Source organism: Streptomyces sp. NPDC021019 (assembly GCF_044333295.1).
Taxonomy (GTDB): domain Bacteria; phylum Actinomycetota; class Actinomycetes; order Streptomycetales; family Streptomycetaceae; genus Streptomyces.
Genome location: NZ_JBIRQR010000002.1, coordinates 622,718 through 642,832 on the forward strand (window position 1 = coordinate 622,718; position 20,115 = coordinate 642,832).

Below are 20,115 nucleotides of genomic sequence, written 5' to 3' on the forward strand. Positions count from 1 at the left end.
GCTCGGCGCGTCGGGCACACCCCGGCTCGGGCCCCAGCCGGTGCGGTGGCTCAGGCACTCCGCCCGCCACCGCGGATCGACGACATCAGCAGCCCGTGCGTTCCGGCGTCCGCGGCCACGACGAGGCCACGGCCCTCCGGCCCGACGGGAGCACCGTCGACCCCGGTGACGACACAGCCGGCGGCCCGGCACAGGGCGATCCCGGCGGCGAAGTGCACGCTCCCGCTCAGGTCGCCCCCGTCGGTGACGTAGGCGGCCCTCCTGCCGGCCGCGACCCAGGCCAGGGCGAGCGTCGTGGAGACGACGCGCGGGCGGAAGCGTTCGACGAACCGGGGGTGGGCGAGCAGGTCGACGGCCCGGAAGGCGGGCGCACCGGGGAAGGGCGGGTCGAGGTTCACGTCCACCAGCCGGGTGTCGGCCGTCGGCGCCAACCGCTCCTCGCCGACCGGCCGTCGACGCGCGACGGAGCCGGAGGCATACCCGTCCGCGACGTGCCGGCCCCGGACGTCGGTCTGCCGCTGCCCGTACCCGTCCGCGTCGTACCGGACCCATGCGGTCTCGCCATCAGTCAGGAAGACCTCGCCGCTGAACGGATCGGCCACCGCGGCAGGACCGTTGCGCAGCGCCACGTTGACGGCGACCAGGTGGGAGCCGGTGGCGTAGTTGAGCGTCCCGCACAAGGGGTCCACCAACCACTCGCGCACCGCGTCGACCGCGCCTCGCCGGCCGCCCTCCTCGCCGTGCACCGCATCCCCGGGCCGGGCGGCACGGATGACGTCGAGGATCTCCTCCTCCGCCGCCACATCGACGTCGGTGGCGAAGTCCCCGGCGCCTTTGTCGATACGGGAGTACCGCCGGCCGTACCTGGCGCGCACGATCTCCGCCCCGGCCAGCGCCGCGGCTGCCGCCACCTCGGTGTCCGTCGGGCTCGCGGGTGAGTCGATCATGGCGAGCAGAGTAGCGGGAGGCTCCGCCGCCGTACGGGGAACCCGGCACAGCCGTCACTCTCCTCCGGCGTCCTGCGCCCGACCGCGGCCGAGCAGCAGCGCCTCCGAACCGACCGGCCGGAATCCGGCGGCCCGGAACGCCCGGATGCTGCGCGCGTTGCCCGCGGCCTGCTGCGACCAGAGCGGCTCGCCCGGGGGGACGAGGTGCCGTGCGGCGGTGGCGAGGGCGCGGCCGAGGCCCCGGTGCCGGGCATCCTCGTCCAGCTCGACGGCCACCTCCCACCGCCCCGCCACTCCCCACCCGAGCACGAGCACTCCCCCGTCGACCTCCCACATCCGCACCCCGTCCCGGCGCAGGCGGGCACTGATCACCCGTGGGTGCACGGGATCGGTGACCTCCCGCAGCTCCAGCCCCGGCTCACCGGGCAACGAGGACGTCACGGTCAGGAGGTCGATCGTGTCGGTGACCCGCCCGGTGCGGTCCAGGAAGGCCGTCAGGAAGCGGGGGTGCATCGTGGCGGCCAGCGCATCGCATTCCAGGGCGTCCAGCGTCGCGTGGACCCACTCGGGGTCCTCATCGGTGAACACGACCGAGTGCGCGGTGAAAGCGATCACCCCCGTGTCGCGACCGTTCGGCGCGGCGACCACGGTCGTCCCCCCGTCGGTCTCCGGAAACCGCCCGCACGCCGCTTCGTCCAGGGTCTCCGCCAGCGTGTGCTCCACGAAGTGCCCCCTCGTGCCTCGTCGTTCGGTCCGGCCGTCGTGTTTCCGCAGCCGCCGCGTCACCGCACGGGGTGATGGACGCCAATACGTTCATCCGCCCCTCTCGCAGCGTTCCGGCTCAGGGTAGGCCGGTCCGTCGCGCGGCAGGCGCGCCGGTACACACGCCCCGAGGAAGTACCCTCGCCGCAGCCGCCCCCTCTCATTTCCTCCCTCAGCGCCTCAGGCATTACCTCAGGCGTCATCGACCGCATGCACGCGCCCCGACAGGATCGAACCCATCGACGGGAAGCCCTGACGGGCCCCGCCCCAGCAGCGAGGAGAGCGCCATGTCCGTCACGCCCCCCACCCTCACGGCAAGCCCGGCCGACTCCGCACCTTCCCCCGCCGACACGACCCGGGGCGTGGTCCAGGAGTTCCTCGCCGCCCGGCTGGCCGGAGACATCGCGCGGCTCACGGCGCTCTTCGCCGACGAGGTCGACTGGTTGCTCGCCGAGAACCCGAGCGTGCCGTGGATCCGCCCCCGGTCCACGGCCGCCGAATGCGCGGCCCAGTTCACGGAGTTGCTGGAACACACCGTCCCCGAGGACGCACGCGCCTCCGTCGACGCCTTCCTCGTCGACGGCCCCGACGCCGTCCTGACGGGGCACCTGTCGGGGACCGTGCGGGCGACGGGCAGGTCCTTCGAGGGGCCTTTCGCGCTGCGCCTCACCGTGGAGAACGGCCGGATCACCCGGCACCACCTCTACGAGAACAGCCTGTCGATCGCGGAAGCGGTGAGTGACCACGTTCGTTGATGTCGCAAGCGGATGCCAAAGACCCCCAGCCATGATCGGCTGGGGGTCTTCGTCCTCGGTGGGCGCGGACGGTTTCGAACCGCCGACATCTGCTTTGTAAGAGCAGCGCTCTACCCCTGAGCTACGCACCCGTGGATGAGGCAACAGCGTACATGGACCGGCGCCCCTGCTCATAAACCGGTCGGACGTGGCCGGGCCGCCTCCACCGGGCCGGGGCGGGGCCGGGGGCCGGTGGAGGCGCGGGGGCCGGTGGAGGCGCGGGGGCCGGTGCGGGGGATAACCCCACCAAGAGACGGTAGCCGTCCGGATCCCGCCGGAGGGCTTCGGTGCATACGGTTTGAGTGCACCGGCAGCGACGTCCGGTGCCGCACCGTCCGGCAGCACGCACTGGGGGAACGATCACCGTGGACATCGTCAAGAGCGCAGCGACCCGCACGCTCCGTGGAGCGCCGGGGCGGGCCCTCGCTCTGGGGGGCGGGGTCGCGTTGCTGGTCCTGGCCCTCACCGGGTGCGGGAGTACGGACGTCGACGGCGCTCCCGTGGAGCGCAAGTCGTTCGCCCTGGAGGGGAAGACCCTGACCATCGACTCCGAGAACGCCACCGTGGATCTCGTGCCGGCCGACGTGCAGCAGGTCGAGGTGGAGCGGCAGGTCGACGGGTGGGTGGTGCTGGGCAGTGGGCCCGACCCCGTCTGGAACATGGAGGGCGACACTCTCACGCTCCGGGTGAAGTGCGACGCGCTGATCAACAACTGCGAGGCCCGGCACCGGGTGAAGGTGCCGCGTGGAGTCGATGTGACGGCCTCGTCGGACAACGGGACGATCAGCGCCACCGGCTTCGACCGCGCGCTGGAGCTTTCGTCGGACAACGGGGAGATCAATGTCCGGGACGCGAGCGGCGCGCTGAAGCTGAAGTCCGACAACGGGGAGGTGCGGGCGGACCGGATATCCGCCTCCTCCGTGGTCGCCCGCGCCGACAACGGGGAGATCCGGCTGGGCTTCAGCTCCGTGCCCGACCTCGTGGACACCGTGAGCGACAACGGGGGCATCACCATCGACCTGCCGCCGGGCGGCCAGAAGTACGCGGTGAACGCTTCCGCCGACAACGGGGACGTCTCGATCGGGGTTCCGCGCGGCAGCGACAGCGCCCACGTGGTGAAGGCGCGCAGCGACAACGGCCAAGTCACTGTGCGAAGCGCGAACTAACCGACCCGTGTGTTCGTCCTTACCTGGTGGGAGAATGTACCGGGCAGGGCGAATCGGCACGGGAGAGGGATGTGACGGCGACACACGCGCGGCCGGAGGCAGAAGCGGGTGGAAGTGCCGCCGTCCAGAGCAGTCAGGGCCGACCGGGGCAGCATGCCCCCGGCAGGCCCCGAAGGCCGGGCGGGCGGGGCGGTTCCGGCGGCCGGGATGTCCTGGCGCTGATGCTCCTGCCCGTGCCCCTCGTGCTCGCCGCGCTGCCCGCCGCCTTCGCCGGTGGCGGTACGCGCCGGTGGTTCGGCGGGCGCGGAGAGAACGAGCGGGCCGAGGCGCAGGCCGCGAAGGACGCCGCCGCCGAGGCGTTCTACGAGCTGGACAGCGCCCAGCGTGATCTCAGGATCTCCATCGAGACCATCAACGCCGTGGACAGCTCCTCGCGGGGCCGCAAGGCATCCGAGGACTTCGCCGCGCTCGGCCGGCGCATCGACGAGGTCAGTCACACCTACATCACCGCCGTCGACAGCCATGACCTGGACCGGGACGATCTGGAACCCGCCGTCGCCTCCCGGGCCCGCACCGAGCTGACCCGGGCCAAGGACGACCTCGTACGGGTCAAGGGCGAGCTGGATCGTTTCACCCAGGGGCTCGGGCCTCTGCTTGGCAGCGCGGAGACGCAGCTCGCCCGGCTCGCCCCGGCCGTCGAGCGGGCCCGGCAGGCGCTCCTGGGGGCGAGCAACGCCCTCGACGGGGCCCGGGCCTCGGGGCTGCGGGCCGATGAGCTGGCCGCCCGGCTCGCCGCGCTCGCCCCGGAGCTGACCAAGCTGAACCAGGGCGCGGGAACGCACGGCGTCGCGGAGACCCTCCAGCGGGCCGACGCGGTGCTCCGCGATGCCGAGGCCGTGCGCATCGAGGCGGAGCGGCTGCCCGAGCGGGCCGCCGAGATCGACCGCAGGCTCGTCTCGCTGCGGACCCGCGCCCAGGCCCTGACGACACGGGCGGGCTCGGTGGAGCCGGTGCTCAGCGAGTTGCGGCGGCGTTTCTCGGCCGCCTGCTGGCAGGACCTCCAGCCCGTCCCGGAGCAGGCCGCCGTCAACGTCCGGCAGGCCGAGGACAAGCTCGCGGAGGCGGCGAAGGCGCGCGACGAGCAGCGCTGGGCGGACGCCACGTCCCGGCTGTCCACGGTCCGCGCCCTCCTCAACGCCACGGACGAGGCGGTCTCCGCCGCCGGGGACCGGTTGCGGCAGTTGAACGCCGTGGCGAAGGACCCGCAGCAGGAGATCGAGCGGACCCGGTTCGCGGTGCGGGACGCCCAGCGCCTCGCCATGGCCGGCCGGCATACGCCCGACCCCCGGCACGCCCGGCCCCTGGACGACTCCGTGGCCCGGCTGGAACGCGCCATCGCCGGTCTGGAAGGGCGCCACCCCGACTACTGGCACTTCCTGACCGAGACCGAGGCCGTGCGGCAGACCGCCGCCCGGGTCGTCTCCGATATCCGCGAGGAACGCGGCACCGGGGCCTGAGGCGACCGCCGGGGGGGCGTAGCCCTCCGGCCTCGATGGCTCTAGCCTGAGCCCATGCCTCGCTATGAATTCCGCTGCCGCACCTGCGGAGACACCTTCGAAGTCAGCCGTCCCATGGCTCGGTCCTCGGACCCCGCCTCCTGCCCCGCAGGCCACGACGACACCGTCAAGCTGCTCTCCGCCGTGGCCGTGGGCGGTGGAGCCGGGTCCGCTCCCGCGCCCTCCGGGGGTGGGGGCGGGGGATGCTGCGGGGGCGGGTGCTGCGGCTGAACCCGGCCGGGAGAGGCTCCCGCAGCTCGTCGGTGACCGTGGTGTCGTCGTCCTTGGTCATGCCCCGACCTCGCGCAACGCACGCCCACCCGCCCGCAGGGGAAGTCAGACGGCCGCAGCCGCCAGGAACCGGCGCAGGATCTCCTCGCCGGCCGCCCCGCCCCGCTCCTCCAGGGCCACCACATGCGGGGCCCGCCAGCCCTCGTCGGCCAGTTCGCCGTGGCCGGGGCGCCAGCCGAGGTCGGCGGCGAGCAGCAGATCCGCGTCGAGGAGGGAGTCCCCGGCGGCGAGCGTGCGCGTGGCGCCGGTCCGGCGGGCGACCTCGCGCATGGCGGCGCTCTTGGTGAGCGGTGACGGGACCGCGTAGATCTTGCGGCCCTGGAGGGAGACCGTCCAGCCGAGCGGCCCGGCCCAGGCGGCCAGTTCCTTCACCCATTCCTCGGGCAACAGGGAGCGTTCGACGACGAGATAGGCGAAGAGGTTCTCGGCGACACGTTCCTTGAGGAGCCAGGCGGGGTCGGCGGTGGTGGCGAGGTGGGCCCGGATCTCGGTGAGCGGGGCGCACTCCGCCGCGATGCGGGCCTCCACCCGCTGCTGCCAGTCGCGGTCGGATACGCCGTCGACCAGGATGTGACCGCCGTTGGCGCAGATCGCGTACCGGGGAGCGGGGCCGGGGAGGTGGATGCGCCCGTACTGCTCGCGGGTGCGGGTGGTCGTCGGGACGAAGACGGTGGAGGTCGCCACCTCGGTGAGGAGGGCGGCGGCCGTCTCGGTCAGGTACGAGAGGGGCTTGTGGCCGTAGACCTCCACGCACAGCAGTCGGGGGGCCTCCGCGTCCGGCATCGACAGGTCGAGCGAGGCCGCCGAGTAGATCAGCGTGCGGTCGAGGTCGCTCGCCACGAGGGTGACCGGTGAAGTCGCCGCCGAGGCGGCCGGTGAAGTAGCCGCCACCGAGGTGGCCTGTGACGTCGCCGCCACTGGGGTGGCCTGTGACGTCTCCGCAGCCTGGGTGGTCTGTGAAGTCGTCGCCACCGGGGTGGTCTGTGATGTCGCGCTCATGCGCCCTGCACCGCCTTGCCGTCCGCGCCCGTCGCGCCGCGCGTGAACCGGGGGTGGATCAGACCGACACAGCTGTACGGGAGGTCGTCGACCTCCTCGACCGGGACGCCGCGCTGTTCGGCGAGCAGCCGGATGTGCTCCAGGTCCGCGCCGGCGCCGCGCTTCGCGAGGATCTTCCAGGGGACCCGGCGGAGCAGGACCCGGGTGGTCTCGCCGACGCCCGGCTTGACCAGGTTGACGTCGTGGATGCCGTACTCCTCGCTGATCCGCTCGACGGCCGCCCAGCCCTCCCAGGTCGGGGCGCGGTCGGCGGCGAGGAGTTCCTTGGCCTCGGCCTCGACCCGGCCCGCCACCTCGTCGAAGCGGGCGGCGATCGTGTCGAGGAAGAGTCCCGAGACGTCGGAGTCCGCCAGCTCCCGGTAGAACTTCCCGCCGTGGAAGTCGTCGGGGCCGACCAGGTCGGCGCGGAGCACCGTACGGGAGATGAGGCCGGACACCGTGGAGTTGAGGCAGGCCGAGGGGATGAGGAAGTCCTCGCGGGTGCCGTACGTCCGCACGCAGCCGCCCGGGTCGGCGAGCACCGAGATCTCCGGGTCGAAGCCGGCGGGTCCACCCGAGGCCTCGAACTCGGTGATGGCCGCGGCCAGTTCGCGGGTGATCGCGCCCTTCCCCGTCCAGCCGTCGACGAACACCACGTCGGCCGGGTCGTGATGGGCGGCCAGCCAGCGCAGGGCGGTGGCGTCGATGCCGCGGCCCCGGACGATGGAGATGGCGTAGTGCGGCAGGTCCAGGCCGTGCCGGTGCTGGGCCCAGCGGCGCATCAGCACGCCGACGGGGGTTCCGGCGCGGGCGAGCGAGACGAGCACGGGGCGGGGGCCGCGTTCGGCGAGGACCGTCTCGGTGACGGTGCCGACCGCGCGGGCGATGCGGGCGGCGGAGGTCTCCAGGGCCGCGGTGAACAGGGCCTGGTAGGCGGCGCTCGGCTGGTACTCGACGGGCAGCGACTCCGCGTAGTGCGCGCCGCCGCTCTGGATCGCCTCCTCGCGCTCCTCGGTGGGCGCTTCCAGTTCGGTGTCCGAGAGGTCCTGGAGCAGCCAGCCGACGTCGTCCGGCGCGTAACTGGAGAAGTCGGGGCCTCGGAGGGGCTCGGGCAGCACGGCGGGCTCCTGCCGGTGGGGAACGGGTGCGGGGGTGTACGAGGGGACGACCGCGAGGAGCACGCGGTCGGTGTGCTCGGCGAGTCGGGCCAGCAGCCCCTCAGGGGCGTGCAGTTCGGGGGTGTCGGCGATGGAGTCGACTACGGCGACCACCGCGTCGAAGCCGGCGCCCGCCACGTTGTACGCGTACCGGTCGCCGGGCCCGTCCGCCGGGTCGTCGTGGGCCGGGAAGACGAGGCGGGTGCGTATCGCGTAGCCGGGGTGGTCGACGGCCAGGACGGGTGAGCGGGTGGTGGTGGAGTAGCGGACCTCGGCATCGGTTCCCAGCGCGGCTTCCAGGGCGGTGCCGAGGCGCAGCGGGGCGTACATCAGCTCCTCGAATCCGAGCACCAGGATCCGGCGGGGGCGGGGGCCGGCGTGGCCGCGCAGCGTGGCCGCGACCCGGTCCGCCATGCCCGGGAGCGCCGCTTCCAGCGCCGTCCGGTGGGCGGGGGTGAAGCCGTGCCGTCCTCCGTCGGGCACGTCGGCCGGCCAGTCGAGGTCGACCCGGGTGACGGGGGCGGTGTCCGCGCCTCGGGCGGCCCCGGCGGGGTTCTCCGCCCGCCCGGCCCGTGCCGCCTGTTCCGCCTGCTCCGCCTGCTCCGCTTCCTGGGCCGCGACCAGGGCCTGGCCGCGTTCCAGCACGCCGTCCGGCAGGGCCACCGTTCCGGCGCCGCGCGTCACCAGGTCGACGCGGGCGCCGATCTCGGCGGCGAAGGCGGTCAGCCGGTCGCGGTCGCCGGCCGAGCGCATGTCGACCAGGGCGACGATGACGTACCGCTCGCGCGGGTGCAGGGCGTGCAGCGCGCGAATGGTGTTCAGGACCGTGTTGCCGGTGGAGAACTCGTCGTCGACCAGCACCAGCACAGAGGCGTCGGCCCCCGTCCCGTCGCTCGCCAGCAGGTCGCGGTCCTCCGGCAGCAGCAGGTGCGAGGTGGCGTGCGAGTGGGCCTCCTCGAAGCCGCCCGCCTGCTCGACGCCCGCCACCGGTCGGCGGGTGGAGTGCAGGTACGGGGCGTCCCGCAGGCCGTCCGCGACGGCGTGGCCGAGACCGGTGGCCGTCTCCGCGTACCCGAGGACCACCGCGCGGCGGGCCTCCTCGGCGCCGAGCAGCGCCCGTACCCGTTCACCCAGCTCGAACCCGGCCCCGTAAACGACGGAGGGCCGCTGGGGCACGTGCTTGCCCAGCACGTTGGACACCAGCAGATGCGCCCGCTTGGGGTTGCGGCGCAGGGCCAGGCCCAGCAGTTCCCGGAGTTCTCCGTCGCCTTCGAGGGCGACTCCCAGTCGCTCCGCCACCCAGCTGCCCGACCACACCACGTCCACGGTCTCTTCTCTCGTCGCGCGCTCGCTCATCGACGCGCGCTCATTTCGTCAGGCCGGCGGCCAGCAGGTCCACGAAGCCGACGTCTTCCTTCGCCACCCCGAAGACCTCGGCCCGCTGGAGCGTGCGCTCGGCCCAGGCCCGGTGGGGCTTCACTTCGTTCATCTTGTTCGTGTACGCCGAGCGCAGCACCCCGCCGCCCTCGCGCTCCGGGCTCAGGATGTCCTGGGCGTCGGTGTACTCCTCGTGGCTGACGACGGACAGTGCGTGGACCGGCGCCACGTGCGAGGGGTGGATGCAGGTCTTGCCGAGCAGGCCGTTGGCACGGTCGAGCTCGATCTCCCGGAGCAGTCCGTCGAGGTCGTGCTCGATGAGGGCCGTGCGCAGTTCCTCGGCCCGGCCCTCCAGGAAGGGGCTGCGGCGCAGCTGGGGCTTGAACATGCGCTCCTGGCGGCGGAAGTACTCCCAGACCGGTCCGGTGATCGTGAAGCCGGTGCCGTCGGCCCGGCCGAGCACGTTGACCACGTCGGCGATCACGGAGGCGACGATATGGACGTCGTACGCCGTCATGTCGGGCGCGCGGCGCAGTCCGTAGGCCGAGCAGAAGTCGGTGACGCCGAGCCGCAGGGCGAGCACCCGGTCCCGGTGCTTCTCGACGCTGCGGGCGATGCCCTGGAGGATTTCGCCGCGCGTCTCCAGGTGGAGCAACTCGGGGGATTCGAGGACGGGCATCGCGAAGAGCCGTCGTCCGCACTCCGACTCGGCCTCGTCGAGCGCCTCCAGGAACTGCCGGCCCCGCTCTTCGGTGAATTTGGGAAGTACGAAACCGGACAACATCCGAACCGAGTCGCCGAGGCGCCGCACCAGGTCGGTGATCTGAGCCGGTTCCCGTACCCGGATGAAGAGCAGCGGCACATCGGCGGCCGCGGCATCGCGCGGATCCCGCGGGGCGGCCGCCGAAGCCGCGCCCTGGGCCCCCGCTGCCGCGTCGCGGGCGGCCAGCTCGGCGAACTGCCTGATCAGATTGGCTTCGGCGCCGGTGACCTCGGCATCGTCGATGGAGTCCTCCAGGCACAGCACCATGGAGACGACGCCGCGCGCGGCCTGCTTGAGCACGTCGTCGGCGAGCGACAGCCGGGTCGCCGGGGAGTAGAGCGTGGCTCCCAGGGCGACGGAGAGCATCCGTGCCGGGGAGTGCGCGGTGAACGTACAGGGCTCCCTGAAGAACAGACCCTCGCGGGCAGTGGGCGATATGTGCCCGAAGTGACGCATGATTTTCCCCCGAACTGCCTGACCGGCCGAACAATGCATGGCCGGTAATAGTACGTACGGACGGGTGTCAACAGTTCCCCATGTACATGAATTTCCGGTTACCCGCCCCTTGTCCGGACCCTCGTCGCGGTATCTTCACGCCCTCCCCACACCGCCGCCGGGCACGGTCGTGCCGCCCCCCGCGTTGTCCGCGTGGGCCCCCAGCAGGCAGGATGACCGTCATGACGCACACGATGCTGAAGGGCTCGAACGTCCCCGTCGATGCCGCGGCCGTCCGGGCCGTGCTGCGCTGGACCCCGGGCGCCGGGGTTCCCGACGTGGACGCCTCCGCCCTGCTCCTCGGTGCGTCCGGCCGGGTGCGGTCCGACGAGGACTTCGTCTTCTACAACCAGCCCCGGCACCCCTCCGGTCTGGTCCGGCGGCTGCCGAAGCGCAGTGTCCCGGAAGGGCTGACGGACACGGTCGAGGCAGACCTCGGGGCGCTCGACGCGTCGGTGGACCAGGTGGTCATCGCGGCCTCCTCCGACGGGGCCGCCTTCGAGCAGGTCCTGGACCTGCGCATACTCCTTTTCGACGCCGCGTTCGCCGAGGGCGAGCCACTGGCGGTGTTCGATGTCCGGCCGGAGACCGGGGAAGAGACGGCGATCATCTGCGGCGAGCTCTACCGCCGCGGCGAGGGGTGGAAGTTCCGCGCGGTCGGCCAGGGGTATCCCACCGGCCTGATCGGCCTGGCCACCGCCTTCGGTATCTCGGTGGACGAATCGGAGGCCGTGAACGGGGCGCAGGCGGTGAGCGGGACGCAGGACCCGGCCGCTCCGGCGGCAGCGGGGCCCCTCCCGGCCGCCGTGCCCCCGCCGCCCGCCGTGCCGCCCGGCCCCGGGCCGGACTCCCAGGCCACGGTCCAGCACCAGCAGCCCTCCTACGGCTATCCGCCGCCGGTCGTGCCTCCCGCTGCCGCCGCTGTGGCCCACCAGCCGGCGTACGGCTATCCGCAGCCTGCCGCCGAGCCGCCCGCGTACGGCTATCCGCAGCCTGCCGCCGAGCCGCCCGCGTACGGCTATCCGCAGCCCGCGGCAGCCGCCGCGCACGCGCCCGACCCCCATTTCGTGCTGCCTCCACAAGGTCCGCAGTTCGTCCGGTCCTGAGCTGCCCGGGTCCGATCCCCGCGTACGCCCCGTCTCCCGCGTAGGCCCTGATTCCGGTGTGCGCTCTCGGGCTCTCACGGCTGTCCGGGCTCAGGTCCGGGACTTGTAGCCGCGCCCCCACTGCATGCCGTAGCCGTACAGCCGGTCCAGCTCCGACTGAAAGCCGTAGACGAACTTCACTTCGCGCCGCACGATCAGCTCGTCCTTGACGTTCTCCACGGTGAACACCGCGCACGAGCGGGCCTGCGGTGCGCGCTCGTCCAGCTCGATCTCGATGCGCGGGCCGTTGCCCGGGTAGAGCGTGACCTTGGCGTGCGTCCGGTCGAACGCGGGCGTCCGGTCGTAGATGTAGACGAAGAACAGCAGCCGCTTGATCTGGTCGCGCTGGTCGAGGTTGACGTAGACCGTCTCCCCCGAGGGCGCCCCGAACCGGTCGTCGCCGCTGAGCCGGACATACGGCGGCCCGTTGAGGTCGCCGATCAGGCTGCCCAGCGGCTGCACGACGCCCTTGGTGCCGTCCATCAGCTCGTACATGCAGCCGAGGTCCAGGTCGACGTTGACCACGCCCTGCGTGTGCGCCTGGACCACCTCGGGCTTGAAGAGCTGGAGAGGGCGCCGCAGCATGCCGCTCTGGCGCGACCGGCCCTCGATGTCCGAGGTCCGCATCCGCCAGGACAGGTTGACCCGGAGGTTGCCCGACAGGGCCCCCTGCTTGGTGAGCGAGATCGTGGCGTTCCGTTTGGTCAGCACGATGGTGCTCGACGTCGAGTTGCCCGAGTCGAACTGCGCCGCGCGCCCCGGCCACAGGCCGTCGAAGAACCCCATACCAACCCCCACCTGTTCGCACGCCCGGACATCGCTGCGGGGCGGCCGCCGGGCCGGGTCCGGGGGATCCCGGAGAGCCGTCGCCGTGTGAGCCGCCCCGCAGAGAGCGTTCCTCAATCCTTACCGGGTCACACCCCGGAGGACACTTCGGACTTGCTTCCCGAGCCGCCGCCCCCATCGGATTCCGCGGCGAGGGCGCGGTTGCGCCTGACCGAGGACCAGAAGGAGAGGGCGATCAGGATCACGCCGACCGAGCCGGTGATGAACTCGTTGATCTGGTGCTGGATGGTGATCAGCAGGATGATCGAGAGCGCGCCGATCGCGTAGTGCGCGCCGTGCTCCAGGTAGACGTAGTCGTCGAGCGTGCCCTCGCGCACCAGGTAGACGGTGAGCGAGCGGACGTACATGGCGCCGATGCCGAGGCCGAGGGCCATCAGCACGATCTCGTTGGTGATGGCGAAGGCGCCGATGACGCCGTCGAAGGAGAACGAGGCGTCCAGGACTTCCAGGTAGAGGAAGAGGAAGAACGCGGCCTTTCCGGCGAGGGCGACCCCGGTGACGGGCTTGCCCTTCTTCTTGGCCTCTTCCTCGGCCTCGTGCTCGCGCTCCTCCTCCTCTTCCAGCTTGCCCTCGAAGAATCCGGAGAGCCCGCCGACGACGAGGTAGGTGATCAGACCGGCGATGCCGGAGAGCATGACCGTGGCCGCCTTGTCGGCGTGCCCGCCACCGTGCTGGTGGGCCTGGGTCGCGAAGGTCGTGGCGGTGATGAGCAGGATGATCAGCGCGACGCAGACCGACAGCATGTCGACCTTGCCGAGCTTGGCGAGCGGGCGCTCGATCCAGCGCAGCCAGTGGATGTCACGGTCCTCGTCGAAGATGAAGTCGAGGAAGATCATCAACAGGAACATGCCACCGAAGGCCGCGATCGACGGATGGGCGTCCGTGACCAGTTCCTTGTACCTGTCCGGGTCGTTGAAGGACAGGTCGATGGCCTCGATCGGCCCGAGCTGGGCGCTCACGGCCACGATCACGACGGGGAACACCAGCCGCATTCCGAAGACGGCGATGAGGATGCCGATGGTGAGGAAGATCTTCTGCCAGAAGGCATTCATCTTCTTCAGGATTCCGGCGTTGATCACCGCGTTGTCGAAGGACAGCGAAATCTCCAGGACGGACAGGATCGCGACGATGCCGAATGCCTGCCACCCCCCGTAGAAGATCGCCGCGACCAGGCCGAGCGCGGTGACCGCGAACGACCAGCCGAAGGTTTTCAGAACCACTGGCTACCTCATCGTGTTGGTAAAGGGTCTCCCCCGGTGCGTCGGGGCTCCCCCGGCGCCTGGGGCCTTTCGTCGGGATCATGTCGGGCTCGCGGGGTCCGACGTGATCCGGACGAAAGGCCCGGGCGCGGGGTTATGAAACGTTGACGCCGAAGTCTAGAGCGATGCCGCGCAGGCCGGACGCGTACCCCTGGCCAACGGCACGGAATTTCCACTCGCCGTTGTACCGGTAGAGCTCGCCGAAGATCATCGCGGTCTCCGTCGAGGCGTCCTCGCTGAGGTCGTAGCGGGCCAGTTCCTGGCCGTCGGCCTGGTTGACCACACGGATGAAAGCGTTGCTGACCTGGCCGAACGCCTGGCCCCGGTTGTCCGCGTCATGGATCGAGACCGGGAAGAGGATCTTGTCGCAGTGGGCGGGAACCTGGTCGAGACGGACGATGACGGACTCGTCGTCGCCGTCGCCCTCCCCGGTGAGGTTGTCACCGGTGTGCTCGACGGAGCCGTCGGGGCTCGTGAGGTTGTTGTAGAAGACGAACCACTCGTCACCGAGCACGCGGCCCGACTGGCACAGCAGCGCGCTGGCGTCGAGGTCGAAAGCGGCTCCTGTGGTGGAGCGTGCGTCCCAGCCGAGCCCGACCAGCACCTGGGTGAGGTTCGGTGCGACCTTGGAGAGGGAGACGTTGCCTCCCTTGGCGAGCGTGACGCCCATGTGTGTCCTCCCCGAGTCGTGTAAAACGCTGCCGGGCGCTTTCGACGCCCGGGGCCGGGCGTCGAAAGCGCCCGGTCAGAGGGCGTCCGGCGCATCGGGCCGGCCACCCCCCGGCCCTGTCGTCGCACTCCCGCCCGCCCGCGGGCGACGCCGGGAGTGCGACGACAGGACCTGGGGCCCAGTGACGTCAGACGTTGACGCCGAAGTCCTGGGCGATGCCGCGCAGGCCGGAGGCGTATCCCTGGCCGATGGCGCGGAACTTCCACTCCGCGCCGTTGCGGTAGAGCTCGCCGAAGACCATGGCGGTCTCCGTCGAGGCGTCCTCGCTCAGGTCGTAGCGGGCGAGCTCGGTGTTGTCGGCCTGGTTGACCACGCGGATGTACGCGTTGCGGACCTGGCCGAAGCTCTGCTGGCGGCTCTCGGCCTCGTAGATCGAGACCGGGAAGACGATCTTGTCGACGTCGGCCGGCACTCCGGCCAGGTTCACCTTGATGACCTCGTCGTCGCCCTCGCCCTCACCGGTGAGGTTGTCACCGGTGTGTTCGACGGAGCCGTCGGGGCTCTTCAGGTTGTTGAAGAAGACGAAATTGCCGTCGGCGGCGACCTTGCCCTCGGCGTTCGCCAGCAGCGCGCTGGCGTCGAGGTCGAAGTCACCACCGGTGGTGGTGCGGGCGTCCCAGCCCAGACCGACGATGACCGCGGTCAGGTTGGGCGCGGCCTTGGTCAGCGAGACGTTGCCGCCCTTGCTGAGGCTGACTCCCACGAGTCCTCCAGTAGTTTTCTCAGGGGCCGGCGGACGCCGTCTTCCCCGTCGTTCATTGGCATCGGATCAACGAGTGGATCCTAGTGACCGGTTCCCGGCCAAAACAGGCTTTTGACCGGGCGTCGCCAGGAGATCGTCTCAGAGCGCTTCGAGCGCCTTGACGTAGTCGTTCAGGTCACGGGCGTCCGGGAGGCCGTTCACGACGCTCCAGCGGACGACGCCCGCCTTGTCGATGACGAAGGTGCCGCGCACCGCGCAGCCCTTGTCCTCGTCGAAGACGCCGTACGCCCGCGAGGTCTCCCCGTGCGGCCAGAAGTCGGACAGCAGCGGGTACTCCAGGCCCTCCTGCTCGGCGAAGACGCGCAGGGTGTGGATGGAGTCGTTGGAGACGGCGAGGAGCTGGGTGTCCTCGTTCTCGAAGCGGGGCAGCTCGTCGCGGAGCGCGCACAGCTCGCCGGTGCAGACGCCGGTGAAGGCGAACGGGTAGAACACCAGCACCACGTTCTTCTCACCGCGGAACTCCGACAGCCGCACGGTCCGGCCGTGGTTGTCCTTGAGCTGGAAGTCCGGGGCCCGACTGCCGACCTCGATCGTCATGGAACACGTATCCCTTCGCCGCTTCTCCGCTTCCCGGGCCGGATCCGCCCGGGTGACACCCACCCTACGCAGGGGCCCCGGGCCACTCCCGGAGGGGCCGTGGACCGGTCCCGAAAAGGCCGTGCCCGTGGACGCACGAAGGCCCCCACGGGCACGGCGTGCGCCCGCGGGGGCCCCGGATGGTGCGAAAGCGGTTCAGCGCTTGGCCTTGGCCCCCTTGGGGGTGACCAGACGGCTGCCCGTCCAGTCCTTGCCCGCGCTGATGCTCTTGGTCTGGGCGAGACCGGCTGTCTGGGCAGCCTCATTGATGTCGCTCGGTTCGACGTATCCGTCACGGCCGGTCTTCGGCGTCATCAGCCAGACCGTACCGCCGTCCTCGATCAGACCAATGGCATCCACCAGCGCGTCCGTAAGGTCGCCGTCCTCGTCGCGGAACCAGAGCAGGACGACGTCTGCGACGTCGTCGTACTCCTCGTCGACGAGTTCCTGGCCGGTAGTGGCCTCAATGCCCTCACGGAGCTCCAGCTCGACGTCTTCGTCGTAGCCGATCTCCTGGACCACTTGTCCGGGCTCGAACCCCAGGCGTGCTGCCGGGTTGGTTCGCTCCTCCGCGTGGTCCGCGGTCGCGCTCACGGGTTGCCTCCTGATCATGTCTTCGGAAAATGCTGCAGCCACGCGCGTGCGCGGGGCGTTGGCCGTAGTCCACACGGGCTCGGCGAATCGCGCAAGTACCCAGTGTGCGAGACCGCCTATACGGTGACGTTCCCTGCCACGTCGCCGCAAGTTCCGGCATGTCTCTCCGGCGGCTTCCCTGGGTCTCCCCCGGGTCACTCCATCCGTTTACGTCCTTCCTCAGCTTATGCGGTTTCGATCCGCCAATCGGAGTCGAACAGCCTTTGGGAACACTTGGACGCCTTGGGCGTAAGGTTGCGGTTTGCCCGTAGCCGGCCGCGTACTGCCCCCGCTCGTGCCCCGTGGACGTGTTTCGGAACCTCAGGGTTACCCCACGGTAGAGATGACGTTCGGGCCCTCGCGGTAGCACGATGGAGGCGGCGCACCCAGAGTTGTCCCCGGGGGCGTGTTCCCCGGAACAGGCCCCGTAGAGCACCACCGAACAGCGAAGGAACAGTGTGGCTTCCGGATCCGATCGCAACCCGATCATCATTGGCGGCCTTCCGAGCCAGGTCCCGGATTTTGATCCCGAGGAGACCCGGGAATGGCTCGACTCCCTCGACGCCGCCGTCGACGAGCGCGGCCGTGAGCGGGCCCGCTATCTGATGCTCCGGCTCATCGAGCGCGCGCGGGAGAAGCGCGTCGCCGTGCCGGAGATGCGCAGCACGGACTACGTGAACACGATCGCCACGAAGGACGAGCCGTTCTTCCCCGGCGACGAGGAGATCGAACGCAAGATCCTCAACGCGACCCGCTGGAACGCCGCGGTGATGGTCTCGCGGGCCCAGCGTCCCGGAATCGGCGTGGGCGGCCACATCGCCACGTTCGCTTCCTCCGCCTCGCTGTACGACGTGGGCTTCAACCACTTCTTCCGGGGCAAGGACCAGGGCGACGGCGGCGACCAGATCTTCTTCCAGGGACACGCGTCCCCGGGGATCTACGCCCGCGCGTTCCTGCTGGACCGGCTGAGCGAGGCGCAGCTCGACGCGTTCCGCCAGGAGAAGTCGAAGGCCCCGAACGGGCTGTCCAGCTATCCGCACCCGCGGCTGATGCCGGACTTCTGGGAGTTCCCGACCGTCTCGATGGGCCTCGGCCCGCTCGGCGCGATCTACCAGGCGCGGATGAACCGCTACATGGAGGCGCGCGGCATCGCCGACACCTCCAAGTCGCACGTGTGGGCCTATCTGGGCGACGGCGAGATGGACGAGCCGGAGTCCCTGGGCCAGCTGTCCATCGCGGCCCGTGAGGGCCTGGACAACCTGACCTTCGTGGTCAACTGCAACCTCCAGCGGCTCGACGGCCCGGTGCGCGGCAACGGGAAGATCATCCAGGAGCTGGAGTCGCAGTTCCGGGGTGCCGGCTGGAACGTCATCAAGCTGGTCTGGGACCGTTCCTGGGACCCGCTGCTGGCGCAGGACCGCACGGGCATCCTGGTCAACAGGCTGAACACCACGCCGGACGGCCAGTTCCAGACGTACGCCACCGAGACCGGTGAGTACATCCGCGAGCACTTCTTCGGCGACGATCCACGGCTGCGGGACATGGTCAAGGACATGACCGACCAGCAGATCCTGCACCTGGGCCGCGGCGGCCACGACCACCGCAAGGTCTACGCGGCCTACGCGGCGGCCAAGGCGCACAAGGGCCAGCCGACGGTGATCCTGGCGCAGACGGTCAAGGGCTGGACGCTGGGGCCGAACTTCGAGGGCCGCAACGCGACCCACCAGATGAAGAAGCTCACGGTCGAGGACCTCAAGCGCTTCCGGGACCGGCTGCACATCCCGATCACGGACAAGCAGCTGGACGAGGGCTACCCGCCCTACTACCACCCGGGTCGCGACTCGGAGGAGATCCAGTACATGCACGACCGCCGCCAGGGTCTGGGCGGTTACGTCCCGACCCGTGTGGTGCGTGCGAAGCCGCTTCCGCAGCCCGAGGAAAAGACGTACGCGGCTGCGAAGAAGGGTTCGGGCACACAGTCGATCGCCACCACCATGGCGTTCGTCCGTGTCCTGAAGGACCTCATGCGGGACAAGGAGATCGGCAAGCGTTTCGTGCTGATCGCCCCCGACGAGTACCGCACCTTCGGCATGGACGCGTTCTTCCCGAGTGCGAAGATCTACAACCCGCTCGGTCAGCAGTACGAGGCGGTCGACCGCGATCTGCTGCTCGCGTACAAGGAGTCCCCGACGGGTCAGATGCTGCACGACGGCATCTCCGAGGCGGGCTGCACGGCCTCGCTGATCGCGGCCGGCTCGGCGTACGCCACGCACGGTGAGCCGCTGATCCCGGTGTACGTCTTCTACTCGATGTTCGGGTTCCAGCGCACCGGCGACCAGTTCTGGCAGATGGCCGACCAGCTCGCGCGCGGCTTCGTGCTCGGCGCGACCGCCGGCCGGACGACGCTGACCGGTGAGGGCCTCCAGCACGCGGACGGCCACTCGCAGCTGCTCGCCTCGACGAACCCGGGCTGTGTCGCGTACGACCCGGCGTACGGGTTCGAGATCGCGCACATCATGAAGGACGGGCTGCGCCGGATGTACGGCGAGGCGAACGAGGACGTCTTCTACTACCTCACCGTCTACAACGAGCCGATCCAGCACCCGGCCGAGCCGGAGGACGTGGACGTCGAGGGCATTCTCAAGGGCATCCACCGCTTCAGCACCGGTGAGAAGGGCGAGATCCCGGCCCAGATCATGGCGTCCGGTGTGGCGGTCCCCTGGGCCCTGGAGGCGCAGAAGATCCTCGCGGACGAGTGGAACGTCAAGGCGGACGTCTGGTCGGCGACCTCCTGGAACGAGCTGCGCCGCGAGGCGGTGGACGTGGAGCGCTACAACCTCCTGCACCCGGAGGAGGAGCAGCGCGTCCCGTACGTGACGAGGAAGCTCGAAGCGGCCCGGGGCCCGTTCGTGGCGGTCTCGGACTGGATGCGCTCGGTTCCGGACCAGATCGCGCGCTGGGTGCCGGGCGCCTACCAGTCGCTGGGCGCGGACGGCTTCGGCTTCGCGGACACCCGGGGTGCGGCCCGCCGGTTCTTCCACATCGACGCGCAGTCGATCGTGCTGGCGGTCCTCACCGAGCTGGCCAAGGAGGGCAAGGTCGACCGGTCGGCCCTGAAGACGGCGGTGGACCGCTACGAGCTCCTGGACGTGGCCGCGGCCGATCCGGGCGCGGCGGGCGGCGACGCGTAAGCAGGGACCTCCGGGAGGGGCGGTGGCGCGGGAGCGTCGCCGCCCCTCCCGCGTGTCCGTGCTCAGTTCTCCCAGATCTTGAAGGCTCGTACCTGGTACGGGGAGCGGGGCGTCCAGGTGCCGCCGCCGGGGTACGTCTCGAACTCCCCCGTCTCGGCGCACTCGGCGGACTGGTAGGTGGTGACGGGCCGCCCGGTGCGGTTGGCGAGGGACTGGGCGTCGCCGCCCTTCGGCAGCGGGACGCAGCTCTCGATGTCCACGCCGGAGAGCTCGAAGGTGTGGCGGGCGCCGGTGAAGTCGGGCTTCTTCCAGAGGCAGAGACTGCCCGCCTCACAGGTCCCGAGGGCGACGCCCGGGGGCCGCTCGGGGGCGGCCGCCGCCCGGTCGTGGGCCAGGGCCTGGGGAACGAGTGCGGTGACGGCCAGGGCGGCCGCCGCGAGGACGGTCGTACGCATGATGGATCAACCCCCGTGGTTGGTCGGTGTTTTCTTCCGCCGCTCACTCTGTGTCACCGGGCGTGGTGTGCGGAAGGGGCGGCCGGGGGCGCCACCCTGATAGGCGAGAGCCCCGCCGAAAGGATTCGGCGGGGCTCCGGCCTGCGCTGTGTTGACGATCCGCGCCGCTTC

General features: G+C 70.9%; 18 protein-coding genes and 1 tRNA gene. 6 read left to right on the forward strand and 13 right to left on the reverse strand.

Going from position 1 to position 20,115, the window contains the following annotated elements; translation table 11 throughout:
• Positions 1-50 precede the first annotated feature (50 nt).
• Positions 51-947 carry an inositol monophosphatase family protein gene (locus tag ACH4RG_RS13720; protein WP_398539528.1) on the reverse strand — a complete coding sequence of 299 codons (897 nt, stop codon included), beginning with the start codon at positions 945-947 and terminating at the stop codon, positions 51-53.
• 54 nt (positions 948-1,001) lie between these two features.
• Positions 1,002-1,670, reverse strand: coding sequence for a GNAT family N-acetyltransferase (locus ACH4RG_RS13725; RefSeq protein WP_397916624.1), 669 nt, complete (start codon positions 1,668-1,670; stop codon positions 1,002-1,004).
• A gap of 326 nt (positions 1,671-1,996) precedes the next feature.
• Between ACH4RG_RS13725 and ACH4RG_RS13730 the strand changes: the two genes are divergently transcribed.
• Complete coding sequence (locus ACH4RG_RS13730) at positions 1,997-2,464, forward strand: nuclear transport factor 2 family protein (protein WP_397932193.1); 468 nt, start codon at positions 1,997-1,999, stop codon at positions 2,462-2,464.
• Positions 2,465-2,523: 59 nt separating this feature from the next.
• On the opposite strand, the gene ACH4RG_RS13735 is transcribed toward ACH4RG_RS13730, so the two are convergent.
• Positions 2,524-2,595 (reverse strand) — tRNA-Val (locus ACH4RG_RS13735).
• Positions 2,596-2,868: 273 nt separating this feature from the next.
• Between ACH4RG_RS13735 and ACH4RG_RS13740 the strand changes: the two genes are divergently transcribed.
• The 3 genes from ACH4RG_RS13740 (at position 2,869) to ACH4RG_RS13750 (ending at position 5,456) form a co-directional block, all read left to right on the forward strand.
• The gene (locus ACH4RG_RS13740) at positions 2,869-3,669 is read left to right on the forward strand and encodes a DUF4097 family beta strand repeat-containing protein (protein WP_398539529.1); all 801 of its coding nucleotides are present in this window, start codon (positions 2,869-2,871) and stop codon (positions 3,667-3,669) included.
• A 71-nt stretch (positions 3,670-3,740) separates the two neighbouring features.
• Positions 3,741-5,186, forward strand: a complete 1,446-nt coding sequence (locus tag ACH4RG_RS13745; protein ID WP_398160818.1) for a hypothetical protein — start codon at positions 3,741-3,743, stop codon at positions 5,184-5,186.
• Between the two features lie 54 nt (positions 5,187-5,240).
• Positions 5,241-5,456 (forward strand): zinc ribbon domain-containing protein, encoded by a 216-nt coding sequence (locus ACH4RG_RS13750; protein WP_397916628.1) that lies wholly within the window; start codon positions 5,241-5,243, stop codon positions 5,454-5,456.
• A 105-nt stretch (positions 5,457-5,561) separates the two neighbouring features.
• Here ACH4RG_RS13750 and ACH4RG_RS13755 read toward each other — a convergent pair whose 3' ends face one another.
• The 3 genes from ACH4RG_RS13755 to ACH4RG_RS13765 form a co-directional block, all read right to left on the reverse strand.
• Positions 5,562-6,356, reverse strand: coding sequence for an HAD family hydrolase (locus ACH4RG_RS13755; protein WP_398539777.1), 795 nt, complete (start codon positions 6,354-6,356; stop codon positions 5,562-5,564).
• A gap of 155 nt (positions 6,357-6,511) precedes the next feature.
• On the reverse strand, positions 6,512-9,067 hold the full coding sequence (locus ACH4RG_RS13760) for a phosphoribosyltransferase (RefSeq protein ID WP_398539530.1): 2,556 nt from the start codon (positions 9,065-9,067) through the stop codon (positions 6,512-6,514).
• A 10-nt stretch (positions 9,068-9,077) separates the two neighbouring features.
• A complete protein-coding gene (locus ACH4RG_RS13765; RefSeq protein ID WP_397916631.1) occupies positions 9,078-10,307 on the reverse strand; it encodes an HpcH/HpaI aldolase/citrate lyase family protein in 1,230 nt (409 codons plus the stop codon).
• A gap of 212 nt (positions 10,308-10,519) precedes the next feature.
• Between ACH4RG_RS13765 and ACH4RG_RS13770 the strand changes: the two genes are divergently transcribed.
• Complete coding sequence (locus tag ACH4RG_RS13770) at positions 10,520-11,452, forward strand: TerD family protein (protein WP_397916632.1); 933 nt, start codon at positions 10,520-10,522, stop codon at positions 11,450-11,452.
• 90 nt (positions 11,453-11,542) lie between these two features.
• On the opposite strand, the gene ACH4RG_RS13775 is transcribed toward ACH4RG_RS13770, so the two are convergent.
• The 6 genes from ACH4RG_RS13775 to ACH4RG_RS13800 form a co-directional block, all read right to left on the reverse strand.
• Entirely contained in the window at positions 11,543-12,277 is a 735-nt protein-coding gene (locus ACH4RG_RS13775) for a Tellurium resistance (RefSeq protein WP_397916633.1), read from the reverse strand.
• Between the two features lie 128 nt (positions 12,278-12,405).
• Positions 12,406-13,557, reverse strand: coding sequence for a DUF475 domain-containing protein (locus tag ACH4RG_RS13780; RefSeq protein ID WP_397916634.1), 1,152 nt, complete (start codon positions 13,555-13,557; stop codon positions 12,406-12,408).
• Positions 13,558-13,690: 133 nt separating this feature from the next.
• Positions 13,691-14,266, reverse strand: a complete 576-nt coding sequence (locus tag ACH4RG_RS13785; protein ID WP_397916635.1) for a TerD family protein — start codon at positions 14,264-14,266, stop codon at positions 13,691-13,693.
• Positions 14,267-14,453: 187 nt separating this feature from the next.
• Positions 14,454-15,029: a TerD family protein gene (locus tag ACH4RG_RS13790; protein ID WP_003969402.1), complete on the reverse strand. Its 576-nt coding sequence runs from the start codon at positions 15,027-15,029 to the stop codon at positions 14,454-14,456.
• A 138-nt stretch (positions 15,030-15,167) separates the two neighbouring features.
• A complete protein-coding gene (locus tag ACH4RG_RS13795; RefSeq protein WP_397916636.1) occupies positions 15,168-15,626 on the reverse strand; it encodes a peroxiredoxin in 459 nt (152 codons plus the stop codon).
• Between the two features lie 195 nt (positions 15,627-15,821).
• Positions 15,822-16,259, reverse strand: a complete 438-nt coding sequence (locus ACH4RG_RS13800; RefSeq protein ID WP_030585952.1) for a DUF3052 domain-containing protein — start codon at positions 16,257-16,259, stop codon at positions 15,822-15,824.
• 497 nt (positions 16,260-16,756) lie between these two features.
• Between ACH4RG_RS13800 and aceE the strand changes: the two genes are divergently transcribed.
• Complete coding sequence (aceE, locus tag ACH4RG_RS13805) at positions 16,757-19,489, forward strand: pyruvate dehydrogenase (acetyl-transferring), homodimeric type (protein WP_397916637.1); 2,733 nt, start codon at positions 16,757-16,759, stop codon at positions 19,487-19,489.
• Between the two features lie 62 nt (positions 19,490-19,551).
• On the opposite strand, the gene ACH4RG_RS13810 is transcribed toward aceE, so the two are convergent.
• Entirely contained in the window at positions 19,552-19,944 is a 393-nt protein-coding gene (locus ACH4RG_RS13810; protein WP_397916638.1) for a peptidase inhibitor family I36 protein, read from the reverse strand.
• Positions 19,945-20,115: the final 171 nt, after the last annotated feature.